This is a genomic window from Paenibacillus alkalitolerans (genome assembly GCF_016482785.1).
GTDB lineage: Bacteria > Bacillota > Bacilli > Paenibacillales > YIM-B00363 > Paenibacillus_AE > Paenibacillus_AE alkalitolerans.
In genome coordinates, this window is record NZ_JAEMXM010000010.1 from 1 (window position 1) to 14,521 (window position 14,521).

The 14,521-nt window shown below is 48.9% G+C and carries 11 protein-coding genes and 2 pseudogenes; 6 read left to right on the top strand and 7 right to left on the bottom strand.

Features of this window, described 5'->3' with window-relative positions:
* The 6 genes from JET16_RS16155 to opp4C form a co-directional block, all read left to right on the top strand.
* A partial coding sequence (locus JET16_RS16155; protein ID WP_199617487.1) for an RNA-guided endonuclease InsQ/TnpB family protein occupies positions 1 to 798 on the top strand: 798 nt, incomplete at its 5' end.
* A 315-nt stretch (positions 799 to 1,113) separates the two neighbouring features.
* On the top strand, positions 1,114 to 2,139 hold the full coding sequence (locus JET16_RS16160; protein WP_199617488.1) for an ABC transporter ATP-binding protein: 1,026 nt from the start codon (positions 1,114 to 1,116) through the stop codon (positions 2,137 to 2,139).
* Complete coding sequence (locus JET16_RS16165) at positions 2,136 to 3,104, top strand: ABC transporter ATP-binding protein (RefSeq protein WP_199617489.1); 969 nt, start codon at positions 2,136 to 2,138, stop codon at positions 3,102 to 3,104. The genes JET16_RS16160 and JET16_RS16165 overlap by 4 nt, the downstream gene beginning before the upstream one ends.
* Positions 3,105 to 3,141: 37 nt before the next feature.
* Positions 3,142 to 4,902 carry an oligopeptide ABC transporter substrate-binding protein gene (gene opp4A / locus JET16_RS16170; protein WP_199617491.1) on the top strand — a complete coding sequence of 587 codons (1,761 nt, stop codon included), beginning with the start codon at positions 3,142 to 3,144 and terminating at the stop codon, positions 4,900 to 4,902.
* Positions 4,903 to 4,930: 28 nt separating this feature from the next.
* Positions 4,931 to 5,896, top strand: a complete 966-nt coding sequence (gene opp4B, locus JET16_RS16175; protein WP_199617493.1) for an oligopeptide ABC transporter permease — start codon at positions 4,931 to 4,933, stop codon at positions 5,894 to 5,896.
* 10 nt (positions 5,897 to 5,906) lie between these two features.
* Entirely contained in the window at positions 5,907 to 6,797 is an 891-nt protein-coding gene (gene opp4C, locus JET16_RS16180; RefSeq protein WP_199617495.1) for an oligopeptide ABC transporter permease, read from the top strand.
* An 84-nt stretch (positions 6,798 to 6,881) separates the two neighbouring features.
* Here the strand turns inward: opp4C and JET16_RS16185 are convergent, their stop codons facing one another.
* From JET16_RS16185 to JET16_RS16210, 7 genes and pseudogenes are all read right to left on the bottom strand, one after another.
* Positions 6,882 to 7,601 carry a SagB/ThcOx family dehydrogenase gene (locus JET16_RS16185; RefSeq protein WP_199617497.1) on the bottom strand — a complete coding sequence of 240 codons (720 nt, stop codon included), beginning with the start codon at positions 7,599 to 7,601 and terminating at the stop codon, positions 6,882 to 6,884.
* A 66-nt stretch (positions 7,602 to 7,667) separates the two neighbouring features.
* Positions 7,668 to 8,276 carry a putative periplasmic lipoprotein gene (locus JET16_RS16190; RefSeq protein ID WP_199617499.1) on the bottom strand — a complete coding sequence of 203 codons (609 nt, stop codon included), beginning with the start codon at positions 8,274 to 8,276 and terminating at the stop codon, positions 7,668 to 7,670.
* A 56-nt stretch (positions 8,277 to 8,332) separates the two neighbouring features.
* Positions 8,333 to 9,292: a phosphotransferase enzyme family protein gene (locus JET16_RS16195; protein ID WP_199617501.1), complete on the bottom strand. Its 960-nt coding sequence runs from the start codon at positions 9,290 to 9,292 to the stop codon at positions 8,333 to 8,335.
* A 179-nt stretch (positions 9,293 to 9,471) separates the two neighbouring features.
* On the bottom strand, positions 9,472 to 10,902 hold the full coding sequence (locus JET16_RS16200; protein WP_199617503.1) for an RICIN domain-containing protein: 1,431 nt from the start codon (positions 10,900 to 10,902) through the stop codon (positions 9,472 to 9,474).
* 267 nt (positions 10,903 to 11,169) lie between these two features.
* A pseudogene (locus JET16_RS30855) lies at positions 11,170 to 12,063 on the bottom strand (pectate lyase family protein); the annotation flags it as partial.
* Positions 12,064 to 12,429: 366 nt separating this feature from the next.
* A pseudogene (locus tag JET16_RS30860) lies at positions 12,430 to 13,053 on the bottom strand (LamG-like jellyroll fold domain-containing protein); the annotation flags it as partial.
* Positions 13,054 to 13,151: 98 nt separating this feature from the next.
* Positions 13,152 to 13,691 (bottom strand): helix-turn-helix transcriptional regulator, encoded by a 540-nt coding sequence (locus JET16_RS16210; RefSeq protein ID WP_233531712.1) that lies wholly within the window; start codon positions 13,689 to 13,691, stop codon positions 13,152 to 13,154.
* Positions 13,692 to 14,521 lie beyond the last annotated feature (830 nt).

Consider the following 14,521-nt stretch of genomic DNA (forward strand, 5'->3'; position numbering starts at 1 on the left):
TTGCAACAGGTGCGAGTGGTTCCCAAGTACGGGCAATACGTTGTTGAATTGATCTTTGCCTGTTCGATGGAAACGAAACAGTTGGATAAAGAGCGGTACATGTCGATTGATCTGGGGGTCGAACATCTTGCAACCATCGTCACCACCACCGGTTCACGACCGGTATTGGTGAAGGGCAAGCGGATCAAGGCGATCAATCAGTACTACAACAAGAGAAAGGCTCATTTTATGAGCATTCTCCGTCACGGCAAGCAGCCGCATGAAGGACAGCATACTTCCAAACGATTGGAACGGCTGCATCGAACCCGTTACCGTAAAATCAAAGACCTGTTTCACAAAGCGAGCGCCTATATCGTACGGTTGGCTGTCGGACAAAACATAGGCACGATCATCGTCGGACAGAACAAGGGATGGAAACAAGCTTCCGACATGGGAAAGCGGAACAACCAGTCCTTCTGTCATATTCCCCATCACCTGTTGATTTCCCTGATCAAGTATAAAGCGGCGCAACAGGGGATGGACGTACAAGTAACGGAAGAAGCCTATACATCACAAGCCAGTTTCTTGGATCACGATCCGTTACCTGCATATGAAGAAGGAAAGGCGCCGATGTTCTCCGGGAAACGAATCCGACGTGGCTTATACAAGAGTAAGATAGGTCTGATTCATGCGGATGTGAACGGTGCGGCGAATATATTGCGAAAAGTAGTCCCAAACGCTTCGGCTGATGGGATAGAGGGGTTGGACGGTAACCAGTCCGTCAACGTGTCAACTCCGCTGGTGTTAAGCCTTCGGTAATTCGTACGATGGATACACTAGAAACCCCCACTTCAACCGGAGCGTTCGCGGGGAGTGGCGGGAGTATTCATAAAACCGAATAACCCACCCAACTATTACCATCGGATACTTACTAAATAGATGACGACAGGAATTCGAACATGTATGAATTCTCCATACAATCCTTCATCCAGTCCAAAATATAATAGTAATTCCAGCCTATGTAAAATAAATGTTAGAATCGTTATAATTTTGTTATAATTTTTTTAATTTTTTTAATTTTTAATTAATTTTTATTTCCCTTCGGAGTGAACCACTGTTAATGAGGTGGGTAGGATGAATGAGAACGCTGAAGCAAAACAACCGCCTCTTTTGGAGGTTCGGGATTTAAAAGCGGGATTTGAAATCGGAGGACGGCTCCGCCTTGCGGTCGACGGGGTTTCATTCAAAGCCGGCCGCGGCAAAATCGTCTGTGTCGTGGGAGAATCCGGATGCGGCAAGAGCGTGATGTCTCTTTCGATTATGAAGCTGCTTCCCAAAGGGATCGGCAGAATAGCGGGCGGAGAAATTATATTGGAAGGACGAAACATCGCTTCTTTCTCCGAAGAGGAAATGAACAAGATCCGCGGCAAAGATGCGGCAATGATCTTCCAGGAACCGATGACGGCGTTAAATCCCGTATTTTCCGTCGGCTTTCAAGTAGAAGAGGTGTTATTCAACCATACCAAAATCAGCAGGAAACATGCGCGGGAGAAAAGCGCCGAACTGTTGATGCAAGTTGGAATATCGGCACCGGAGAAGGTTCTGGATCAATATCCGCATCAATTATCGGGCGGCATGAGGCAGCGCGTAATGATCGCCATGGCGATCGCATGTTATCCGAAGCTGCTTATTGCGGACGAGCCTACAACGGCATTGGACGTTACGATTCAAGCGCAAATTCTTGAACTGATCAAGGACATTCAGTACAAGCGGGACATGTCCGTTCTTCTTATTACCCATGATTTAGGCGTAGTGGCGGAGATGGCCGACGACGTTATCGTGATGTACGCGGGGCAGATCGTCGAACAAGGCGGCGCGGAAGAGCTTTTTTATAATCCGAAGCACCCTTATTTAAAAGCATTGCTCAAATCAATACCAAGGCTTGGGGAAAAGAAGAAGAGATTGGATTCGATCAAAGGGATCGTTCCTTCTTTGGCCAATATGCCGAGAGAGGGTTGCCGGTTCGCGGACCGCTGTCCGGAGGCGACGGGCGATTGCCGAAAGATCGCGCCTCAGCTGGCGAATATTGCAGACGGGCATACGGTTCGCTGCTTGTTATACAAAGAGAGCATTCCCGCGGTATCTGAAGGGGTGAAATGATTCGCATGCTGCTGGAAGTCGAGAACCTGAAGAAATACTATCCGATCACAGGGGGATTTTTCAAGCGAAAGCTCGGAGAAGTTAAAGCGGTGGACGGTGTGTCTTTTGCCTTAAAAGCAGGTGAAACTCTCGGACTGGTCGGAGAATCCGGCTGCGGGAAGTCCACTGCGGGAAGAACGATTCTTCGCCTAGCGGATCCTACGGACGGCAGGATTCTATTTCAAGGGAAAGATATTACCGGGATCAAGGGGGACGAATTAAGAAAAACGCGCCGGGATATGCAAATGGTATTTCAAGATCCGTACGCATCGCTTAACCCGAAGATGATGGTCGGAGACATTATTGCCGAACCGATCCGAAATTATGAACAGAGAACAAAGCGAGAGTTGAAAGATTCGGTAATGGAGCTCTTGGATAAGGTCGGCCTGCCCGGAGACGCTTATTATAAATATCCGCATGAATTTTCCGGCGGCCAGAGGCAAAGAATCGGAATCGCGCGCTCCCTTGCGTTAAAGCCGAAGCTGATTGTCGGGGATGAGCCGGTATCCGCGCTGGACGTGTCCGTTCAGTCCCAAGTTTTGAATCTGATGCAAGATTTGCAAGAAGAGTTTCAACTCACCTACTTGTTTATTGCGCACGACCTGAGCGTGGTCGAGCATGTAAGCGACCGCATCGGAGTAATGTATTTGGGCAGATTGGCGGAGCTTGCAGATAAAGAGGGTTTATATAAAGAGCCGCTTCATCCGTATACGCAGGCCTTGCTTTCCGCTATCCCGGTTCCGGATCCGAGGAGACGAAAGCAGCGCATCGTATTATCCGGCGATGTGCCTTCCCCCGCCAATCCGCCCGGAGGATGCGCATTCCATCCCCGCTGCATGCACGCTAAGCCGGAATGCCGCGAAATCAAGCCGCTATTAAGGGAGGTGACGCCCGGGCATCAGGTTGCATGTCATCTTTACCCTTAAAATGGAATAATTATCTAGTAAAAAGGAGGGTACCAAAATGAAGAAACATCTGCTAATCGTGCTATCAATTGTTTTTGCGCTTTCGTTTGTGTTGGCGGCATGCAGCGACAACAGCTCCGACGGTGCGGCCGAAGATCAAGATCAACCCTCTCCCGAGCAAACGAACGATCAAGCTCAAGACCAACCGAATGATCAGCCCGCAGACGGACCTAAAGAAGGCGGCGTCGTTACATACGCGGTCGATACGGCCCCGGAAGGCTTCCTGGAACCGGGATTCTACGGCAGCGCAGTCGATGCGGAGCTTCTGTCCTTCTTGACGGAAGGAATGTTTAAAACGGAAGACGATCTGAAAACCGCTCCCAATCTTGCAACCTGGGAGGAGTCCGAGGATCACAAAGTCTATACCTTCCATATTAAAGAAGGCGTGAAATGGCACAATGGGGATGAATTGACGGCGGAAGACTGGGCTTATGCGCTCGAAGTGCTCGGCCATCCGGATTACTCCGGCCCCCGCTATGACAATGTGAAAGATATACTTGGCATCGACGAGTACCACAGCGGCAAGGCGGATCACATTGAGGGCGTTAAAGTCGTTGACCCCTATACGCTGCAGATCACCTTTAAGGAAGTGAAGATCAACAATCTGGACAATTTGTGGTCGTTCCCGATGCCGAAGAAGTATTATGAAGGCATCTCGGTGAAAGATCTTCCGAACAGCGATAAAGTCCGTACGAAAGCGATCGGACTGGGAGCGTTCAAATTAAAGAACATTGTTCCCGGCGAATCCGTGGAATTCGAACGCTACGACGATTACTGGCAAGGCAAGCCGCTACTGGACGGCGTCATTGTAAAAGTAATCGATCCGTCTCTCATCTCGGGCATGATGCAAAACGGCGAAGTAGACGCCATGGGGATTCGTCCCGCAGACGTAGAAGGGTTGAAGAGCGCAAGCAACGTACAGGTCATCGAGCAGCAAGGGCTCTCCTATTCCTACATCGGCATCGATTTCGGCCATTATGACAAGGAAAAAGGCACTGGCGTCATGGACAACCCCAAATTCCAGGATAAGAAGCTGCGCCAAGCGATGCTGTATGCCATCGATCGCCAAAGCCTGATCAATGCGTATCTGCAAGGATTCGCTAATGTGGCCAACTCTCCGATTCCTTCGGTTTTCTGGACGAGGGCGCCCGAATCCGAACTGAATCCGTACGAGTACAATTCCGAAAAAGCGAAAGAATTGCTTGCTGAAGCGGGATATAAGGATACAGACGGTGACGGATTCGTGGAAGACAAGGACGGCAAACCGTTTAAAATCAATTTCGGCCACTATGCCGGCCCTGCGGCGTTCGAAGGCCGCGCTCAAGGCATCATTCAAAACCTGCGCGACGTCGGACTCGATGTTCAATTGATGACAGGCGCACTTGTGGAATTCAACACTTACAACGACATGAAAGATAATGACGACCCGCAGCTCGAACTGTTCTTCGGCGCTTGGGGCACCGGCAGCGATCCGGACCCGACCGGCCTGTGGGGCAGCAAATCCCAATGGAACTACGGCCGCTGGGTGAACGAGGAATCCGACCGGCTCCTTGCGGAGGCGTTAAGCGAAAAAGCGTTCGATGAAAATTACCGTAGAGAAACTTATATCCAATGGCAAAAACTCTTCAATGAAGAGCTTCCGGCGCTTCCGCTATGGGAGAATATGGACTTGTATGCCGTGAACAAACGAATCCAAGGCATTCATGTAAACTCAGCTTCACTTCTGAACGATGTGCACAAATGGTGGGTTACGGAGTAATTCAAGTTAACCGGGAGGGGATTATGCGGTGCTGAAATACGCAATTAGACGAATCGCAGGCATGATCCCCATCTTGTTCCTGCTCTCGGTCACGGTATTCGCCCTGGCGAAAGCGATGCCGGGCGATGCCCTGTCCGGGGAGATCGATCCCACAAACACCAGCCCGGAATATATTGCGGAGATGCGGGAGAAGCTGGGTTTGAACGACCCGATTTACGTCCAATACGGCCGTTGGATTAAGGATTTCGTCCAAGGCGATTTCGGAAAATCTTTCAAATACAAAGTGCCGGCATCGGAGTTGATCGCGGAGCGCATACCCAATACGCTGTTTCTGGGCATCGTCTCTCTTGTCATCACATACGCGCTTTCCCTTGCAATGGGAATGTATTCGGGGAAATACCCTTACCGTCTCGGCGATAACGCGATTGCCACGGCCAATTATATCGCGCTCGCGATCCCGTCTTTCGTTGCCGCTATTGTAGCCATTTATTTTTTCTCGTTTCAGCTGGGATGGTTTCCGTCGACAGGTTCCGTCAAGATCGGCGTGGAGCCGGGAACTTTCGAATATTGGATCAGCAGGATTCATCATGTTCTGTTGCCCGCCATTGTGCTGGGGGCGTTCAACACGGCCAGCTATACGCAATTTTTGCGCAATGACATTATCGAAAACAGCCAGAAGGACTTCGTCCGGACGGCGCGGGCCAAGGGAACGAATGAAAATGATATTTACAACAAGCATATTTTGCGCAACTCGATGATCCCGTTAGTCACCTTCTTCGGCTTTGATATCGGGGGCATTTTGGGCGGGGCGATCATTATAGAAACGATCTTTACTTATCCGGGGATCGGCAGCCTTTACCTGAACTCGCTGACATTCCGCGATTACTCGGTCTTTATGGCGATCTTTATGATTTTAAGCTTGATGACCCTGATCGGGAACCTGATTGCCGACTTATTGTACGGTGTTGTCGACCCGCGCATTCGTCTGGAATAGGAGGGACTTTATGCTGTCAGTATCGGAACCGAAGATCGTGAAGAGTCCCTCATACTGGGCGGTCGCCTGCCGAAAGTTTGTGAAAAATAACCTGGCGATGTCCGGACTCATTTTTATCGTGCTGCTCGTTCTGATATCGGTCTTTGCGCCTGTCATTGCAACGCAAGACATTACGCGCGTACAATTCGACCGGATCAATCTGAAGCCTTCTTCGGAACATTGGCTGGGAACGGACGGCAACGGGCGGGATGTCCTGACCCGTCTGATCCACGGAGGGAGGGCGTCGCTGACCATCGGTTTTTCATGCGTGGTTCTGGTTACGGTCATCGGGACAATAATCGGTGCCGCAGCGGGATATTTCGGCGGCAAACCGGACGATTTGCTAATGCGATTTACCGATTTCATCATTCTCTTTCCGTTTTTGCCGTTTGTTATTGTGGTAAACGCCATATTCATAGGGAAGATTTCCGGCGTAACCAGCCTCATACTCGTGATCGGCGCCTTAAGCTGGGGCGGAACGGCCAGAATCGTCCGCAGCAAAGTGCTGGCCGAGAAGGAGAATGAATATGTGCTCGCCGCTGTCTCCATCGGTACCAAACCTTGGAATACGATTGCGCGGCATATTTTGCCCAATGTATTATCGGCGATAATCGTACAAGCCACACTGCTGCTGGCGTCATTTATTGTAGTGGAATCCGCGCTGTCCGCCATCGGATTCGGCGTACCCCAGAATGTGCCGACTTGGGGAAATATGCTGTCGGAAGCGCGCGCCGCCGACGTATTGCGAAATAAACCTTGGCAATGGATGCCGCCTGCGGTTATGGTCACATTGACGGTATTGGCTATTAACTTTGTGGGCGAAGGGTTAAAGGACGCTTTCAACCCCAAGTCCGCCAGATAATCGACATCCTGCCGCGCGGCAGCCCTTCTGCATTTAACTATCGTTATGCGTTAGCAAAGTATTCCTTTTGTTCTTAAAAATAGCTTAATTAGCCTGCTTTCCAATAGGAATTAAATATATTGCCTTTAATTTATTGTTTAATTTTTTGTTTATAACTTCATCTTTAAATCCTCCAATAGGTGCTGCACTCCATCCCATTGCATTGGCTAAAAGTAACATATTTTGGGCAATATGTCCTGCCTCTAAAAGACAAAATCGATACCCTCTTAACCCATATTTAGCTTCGGAACTTTCAAAATGCGATGCAATAATACAACATACATTTGAATTGATTCCTTCTTGTAATAATGCATCTTCAAACGTATCGTCATTGGAAATTTTTATTAATGAATGAACGTTTGAATTATAAAAATAGAAGCCACTATCTATATTCTCGACATTCTTAACAACTAAAAATATCTTATTAGGATAAATCGCCCCAGCGGAGGGATACATTTTCTTAGATTGTTCGTTTAATTTATTTCCTACAGACCATTTGAGAAAAGTCCCCAGTTCCAAAATGTTTATGTCTTCTAACTGAACCATTTCTTTGGCGGAATTTCTTTGAGATACAAGGTCAGAGATGCATTGTTCAGGTATTTTTTTGTAGTCTAAGTATATCTTTGACAGCCTCGCATCGTTTATTTCAATGTTTTGTTCTACTTCGAATAGACTTTTTGAACTCGTCGTGTTTGGATGGTTTAGAAGAGAGTCCCATGATGACAATCGGTGATATTCGTATACTAATTCTTTTTCGGATTTCATTAAATCATCTCCCGTATGATACAGTATATGTTCTCCGATAGCTGAAGCATTCTACTCTATGTTCTTTTAACGGTTTCCGTCGGAGGGCACCCAAGAAATGCCGCCCGAAAATGATTCAGGTACATGTTTATCGAAGTCCATTTCATCGTATGGCGGCGTTGTACCTTCCTCGTACAGTACCACGGTATGAAAATTGTCCCCTTCAGCTAAAAACCCATCCAATTTCTCTTCTTTAGACATCGTCAACTGAATGATTTTATCTGCAGTAAAAGCTGTTTCATCACTTGAACTTGCGGCATCTGGTGTTGGCAACACCGCCATTTTTTCTCCTATCTTGAAATTCTCTGGGTGGACGATCGAGCCATATTCATCCTGAAAAATAGTGTTTTCATGATATGTTATGATTTTCGAGTGCATCATATCATTAACTTCCGTTTTACCTCGGTTGACCCAATTTGAAATATTCAAGCGAAGCTCACGTTTATTTGTATCAATGTGAAGCAATAAGCCCGTCATTGTATCCTCAGTCAGAGAAATGTTTACTGCCTGTGTTTTGCTTTCTTGATCCATGTTGCTTTCGTAAGAATCCGTTTGAACACTGCCGCAACCCGACAGTAGGACCACGGTCAATGACACTCCAATAATGAACACCTTCAAATAAGTTCTGTTATTCATAGTTGCCCCCCTTTGGATATTACAACGAATATCGAATAAGTAATGTTGCTGAGCAATCAGTCGTTATACAAACTTTTTGATAATTTTTCTCTCAAATCCATCAGCCAATCCGGCTCATTGTCCCATCTTTCCGCAATGGACCTCAGTATTCGAACATATCCGTATAATTTGCCAAAGCGCCTGCAAGCCGGTGACATTTCCTCAACATCTTGCGGGATATCATACTCGGAGGCGTATCCGTCCATAAAGCATTGTTTCTTATGGTTGAAAGCTTCGGAAGGAATGCAGTCCCTCAAGCTGTCAAGCACTTGCACGATATCCATTGCATACCAGTGATACATGGCGTCGTCAAAATCAATAACATTACACGAGTTGGATTCATCATCGTAAAATACATTATCGTATTCAAAGTCATAATGAACCAATCCATAGTTACTTTGCGTTTTTGGGACTGAAGCAAAGTAATCCTTCAGCAATTTCGTTTCCTTACGTGCCGCCGACTCTTCCGGAAAATCCGATAACACATCCTCGATCCAATCTAAAACGTCGCTATATGACCATCTTTTGTCCGTACCAGGTGTGTATTGACTGGATAAAAAATGGAGCCTTCCAAGAGCTTTTCCATAGCTGAATATTATCGCATCGCTTGAATCCGTATTTTTCAACTGCACACCGGAAACGCGTTTAAACACCGATGCAAAATAATCTCCCCATGGAGTCCGCGCCTCCACAAGCTCCTCGCCCCGCTTTGATTCGACCGGCTCTAAAACTCCGTAGCCGTTGTCTCGCAAGTACGAAATAAACGCAAGCTCCGCCAAAATATTCGCTTTTAGCTTCTCCGTCATTGGGGCGAACCTTAACAGGCGGGTCTTGCCTTCATACTTAAACGGATAAATGGCGTTGGACGAGATCCGGTAGTGCTTGAACATATCGATCGATTGCTCATCGTAGTCCCAATTTTTCAAAATCATTTCCGCCAAGTCCACATTGTTAAAAAGATATTTTAACTTTAACAAAAGCATCCGGCTCCTCACCAGTAAAATTTGCGCAAAAAGACCGCAGGCTGTGTCTGCGGTCTGCTTATTCCTGCCACGTTTCCATCGTACGTCTCTTTGTTCGCGGAAACAATTTATTAAATGATTATAGTGAATTTTCCCAAGCGTTCAGCCGGAAGAATGCTTCTCACATACGGCCATTAATTCGCTTTATACAGCTGCCAATGCTGATTCTTGCCGCCGTTGTCGGTCCATTGGATGACGTTCGCGCCGTCGGACAAGGAAGCGCCCGATACGTCCATCAGCTTGCCGGTCGCCCTGTTTTTCAGCTTATAGTTTCCTCCTCCGACATGGATCAGCTGCCAGTGCTGACTTGTCCAACCGCCGTCAGACCACTGTTCGATCACCGTTCCGTCCGCGGTCGAGCCGTTCTCTACCCCGATTATTTTTCCGCTGTTCCGGTTCTGTATCTTGTAGTATCCTCCGCCCGCGTCGACGAATTTCCACTGCTGGCTGTGCGCATTGCTGTCGGTAAACTGCTCCGCGTCGGCTCCGTTCGCTGTCGAACTGTCCCTCACGTTCAACAGCTTATGGCTTCCCCGGCTTTCGATTTCGTAGTATGCGTTCGTATCGAGCACGAAGGGGACGCCCGTGACGGCGCCGGTCGCCGTGTCGATATCGACGCTGCTGTACCAATCCATGGAAAGCGAGGTACCGCTCGGGAAAGAAAGCGGCAGCCATACGTATTTGGATTCGTTGACCGGTCTGCTCCATGCCCCGGCCCAACGATCACCCATATACAAATATGAAGTCGTTGAAGATCCTTCAATCGGCACCACGAAGGTGGATTGAGAGTCGTAAGTAGTCCCATCCCCAAAATTGCTTAATGCGCTCCATGTTCCTTCAATGCTGGTAGCGGTCGCATATTTCGCCTGGTTCGGATTCCATCCCGTCGCGCCCGAGGTGATCAGGAAATAGACTCCGTTTCGCTTGAATATGGCGGGGGCTTCTCTGTATGCGCCGGGCCACAACGTCTGGACCAACGATTCGACGCCGAGGAAATCGGACGTAAGCCGGTAAATATTAAGGTCGGCGTTTACCCGGGTGGCGGAGATCAAATAAGCGGTTCCGTTGTCATTAAACACCGTCATATCCCTCGAATCGTATCCGAGCGGCCGGAAGCTGCCGTGGTACGTGTAAACGCCGTCAACCGTATCCGATGTGGCCACCGCTACCCTCGCTTCCGAATAGTCGACTCCGTTTTCTTTATGCATCCACATCACATATTTTCCGGTCTGTGCGTTGTAGATCACTTTCGGTCTCTCGATATTGGCCGTTTGCAGCTCGGAATGGGAGCTTTTCGATAACACGTGATTGCGGAACTCCCAATTTTTCAAATCCGTCGAACGGTAGACGGAAACATAGTTCGTGCCGTCTCTGTTTTCACCGAACCAGTAATAATAGGAACCAGCCTTGATCATGCCTCCGCCGTGCGCATGCGCGACATTCCCGGCCGTATCGCTGAATTGCGTTCCGTTGGTTATGGTTACAGGCGCGGCGTGGACAACGCCGATCAAGCCGAAACAAAGAGCGGCGGCCAGTAAGCACGGTATGACTTTGTTTTTACTCATAAATATCCACCTCCATCAGAATAAAATGACGCGTAATCATGCTGTTGCGACTGCAGCGGTCCGGCAATCAACGATTACATAATTATGTATCCGCTTTCAAATCACTCCTTCCAAAATGTAATGCCCGCACTATCAAGGTAACTCACTTTGGGCGCCAATACATCGAAATATTTTTACACTTTTAGGAAATTTTTTTACTCATTCGTTCCTTCCCGCGTAAACACCGAACAAGAGGGACAACCACCCCTCTTGTTCGATTGCGATTAGTTATGGAGTAATTTTGCCTACGCCGGCATTTTGGAGCACGATATTTTTCGTGTCTTCTACCGGATCCAACGTATAGGTGTAAGGCGGAGTGTAATTGGTCGTATCCGTCGTGGGCTGGTTTCCGGTGCTGTTGATAAACAAGTTGTTCTCGACATCCCAGTAACCGGGTTCGTCGCTGTACATGGATACGATCGGATCTTTCGAATTTTCAAACACGTTGTGCTCGATTCGCAGCGTCGCGCCCATTCTGGAATTTATGCCTGTGTCGATAATGTTGTTGTAGTAGTTATTGAAAAGATGTCCTTGGCCATATCTGAACAGTGGTCCGCGGGAATATATGTTTTCCCACCGGTTGTGATGGTACGTGATCCTGCGGTCGTAATTGTCGCTGTCGGACGAGCCTACCAGGGCCGTCTTCCAGCTGTCGTGCAGGTAGTTGTACGAGATGGTGATATAAGCGGCGGTGCTTTTGGCATCGATCAGCCCGTCGTAATAATCTTTGTCGACATCCAGGCTGTTATAGATTTCATTGTGGTCGATCCAGATGTTGTTGGCCGGCCCTTCAATGCTGATGCCGTCTTTATCGCCGATATTCACGTGATGAATTTTCAGGTTGCGGATGATGACATTGCTGGCGCGGGTAATTTTGATCCCGATGCCGTTAAACTCGCCGTACTCGCCTGCGCCAAGGATGGAAACATTGTTGGTGTCCTTGATGTCGATCTTCGTCAACCCGGATGAATTGCCGGGGGTAATGACGCCGTCCACATAAATCGTCAACGGAGAGTCAGGGTCCTTATTCTTGATCGCGTTCTGGAGCTCGGTGCCGGTGCTGACGGTTACCACCGGTCCGCCGGCCCCGCCGGTCGTCCCGCCGTTTAACGTCGCAAATCCGACATACCCTTCCATGCCGGTGCCGCCGCCGGGATCTCCGCCGGAACCGCTCGACGGCGTAACAGAGGCTTCCGCGGAGTTTGCGCTTTCGCCGGCTTCGTTTACCGCACTGACAACGTAGTAATATGTCGCGCCGTTCGTCAAGCCGATATCCGTATAGCTTGTCCCCTGCACTCCTGATGCAACTGTCGAGTAAGGTCCTCCGGTGTTCCCGGAGCGTTTCACGTTATAGCTGTCCGCTCCTGACGAAGCGTTCCAGCCGATCGAAGCTTGTCCGTCGCCGGCGGAAGCGGTTACGCCGGTCGGCGCGGACGGCGGGCTCTGGGACGCGCCGTCGGCCACGATCACGTCGTTGTACTTGGTCACCGTCTTGTAAGCGACCAGTCCGATGCCGCCCGACGACAGGCTGCTGTCCGTCGCTTCCAGTTCGAGGTTGCCGTTGACATACATCTTGATGGAAGAACCGGTCATCTCGAGTTTCACCGTATACCAGGTCCCGGTCGAAACGGTGTAGGATTTCGAAGCCAGGTTGGAGGTGCTGCCGCCGACCTTCTTCCGCAGTTCCAGCTTGTTCCCGCCTGTTAAAGATGCGGCATAGTAATTGTTGCCGTCCTTATATCTCCCGGCGACATAAGCCCGGTTCGAGCCGTTGAAATTTTCCACCTTCACTTTCGCTTCCACCGCATAATCCGTCCAGGAAGCTGAACCGGCGGACGTGCGCGCCTCGCTTGTACTCGACGAATAGTATACATAGTCACCGTTGTCCGAGACCACGGACCAATCGTCGTAACCGCTTTGCGGCGTCCATCCGTTCGCGTTCCCGTCTTCGAAATTATCGCTGAACAGTGTGGCGGCGCTTGCCGGAATAACCATAAACAAGGACAACAGCAAGCTGGCAATCAGAAACAAACAAAGCGACCTTTTCACCATTCTCACTCCTTGTAACATATTTTTCAAACACATCCGCTTTTTCCGATCCATCATGCGCATCAGGGTGCTTGTCCGAAGTACATGAAACACACCTCCGATCACCGTATCGGTAAGCGCTTACAACACTGCTATAAAGCCATTATAAAATACAATGCATGTCACTTTTCAGAGGTTGTCGTTGCATTATTCCGTCTTTCTCGCACGGCGTTCTTGAATTCGGACGGGGTAAGGCCCATCAGCTTTTTAAAGCTTCGGCAGAAATAGGACACATTGGCTCCGAATCCGCATCTCGACGCAATATCTGCCACTCTCAGTTGTCCGTCCGATTCCATGATCCGGACCGCTTGCCGGATTCGTTGTTGAAGCAAATATTTCGAAAACCGCTCCCCCGTCATTTTCTTGAATGTTTTCCCCAAATAATCCGCGTTCAGAAACACAATCTCATTGGCGATTTTCGTTAACGTTAAAGAAGGATCCGAAAGATGCTCCATTACATATTGTTTCACTCGATTGACTGCTTCCAGTTGAGACAGGCAATCGTCTTCCGGCGGATCCGCACCCTCTCTTTCATCCAAACTCCCAACTTCATGCAACGCCCTCTCCACCGTCTCAACGATGAACGCCGCTTGATCTCCCGTCTTTGCGTACTCCCGCTCAAACACAACGCTGCCGTCTCGAATCAGAATGATTCGATACATCATGTCCCTCCTTGCGGTAATTTCCAAGTTTTGCTTCATCATATATGCCATCTGGAAATTTCGTACATAATCAGTACATTAGGTTTTGGTTGCAAGAAGAAGTATTGAAGCCGGAAACTCGGAAAACTGAAGCAAATCGAGTGTTCACAACTTCTGCTTTAGCCGCTATGATTGCATGAAAAAACCTCCACCGTGCGATTAGAGGAGGTAAGATGGCGTTGATTCATTATGTTGTTTCACTCTGAAAACAAATTTTGTCCATGTAACAATGGCCGTAATCGAGCGCTGTAACCGGAGTTTCTCCGGTTAGTGAGGCTCTGATGACCGAAATTAGGCTCCGTAACCGGAGTTTCTCCGGTTAGTACGGCGCTCATGACCGATATTAGGCTCCGTAACCGGAGTTTCTCCGGGTACCAAGGCGCTCATGACCGAAATTAGGCTCCGTAACCGGAGTTTCTCCGGTTAGCAAGGCGCTCATGACCGAAATTAGGCTCCGTAACCGGAGTTTCTCCGGTTAGTACGGCGCTGATGACCGATATTAGGCTCCGTAACCGGAGTTTCTCCGGTTAGTAAGGCGCTCATGACCGAAATTAGGCTCCGTAACCGGAGTTTCTCCGGTTAGTAAGGCGATCATGACCGATATTAGGCTCCGTAACCGGAGTTTCTCCGGTTAGTAAGGCGATCATGACCGATATTAGGCTCCGTAACCGGAGTTTCTCCGGTTAGTAAGGCGCTCATGACCGATATTAGGCTCCGTAACCGGAGTTTCTCCGGTTAGTAAGGCGATCATGACCGATATTAGGCTCCGTAGCCGGAGTTTCTCCGGTTAG

Excerpts from the sequence above, each read along its gene's own strand:
- JET16_RS16190 (WP_199617499.1), bottom strand. The coding sequence starts at position 8,276 with ATGAATAACAGAACTTATTTGAAGGTGTTCATTATTGGAGTGTCATTG.
- JET16_RS16210 (WP_233531712.1), bottom strand. The coding sequence starts at position 13,691 with ATGTATCGAATCATTCTGATTCGAGACGGCAGCGTTGTGTTTGAGCGG.
- opp4C (WP_199617495.1), top strand. The coding sequence starts at position 5,907 with ATGCTGTCAGTATCGGAACCGAAGATCGTGAAGAGTCCCTCATACTGG.
- JET16_RS16160 (WP_199617488.1), top strand. The coding sequence starts at position 1,114 with ATGAATGAGAACGCTGAAGCAAAACAACCGCCTCTTTTGGAGGTTCGG.
- opp4A (WP_199617491.1), top strand. The coding sequence starts at position 3,142 with ATGAAGAAACATCTGCTAATCGTGCTATCAATTGTTTTTGCGCTTTCG.
- JET16_RS16200 (WP_199617503.1), bottom strand. The coding sequence starts at position 10,902 with ATGAGTAAAAACAAAGTCATACCGTGCTTACTGGCCGCCGCTCTTTGT.
- JET16_RS16165 (WP_199617489.1), top strand. The coding sequence starts at position 2,136 with ATGATTCGCATGCTGCTGGAAGTCGAGAACCTGAAGAAATACTATCCG.
- JET16_RS16185 (WP_199617497.1), bottom strand. The coding sequence starts at position 7,601 with ATGAAATCCGAAAAAGAATTAGTATACGAATATCACCGATTGTCATCA.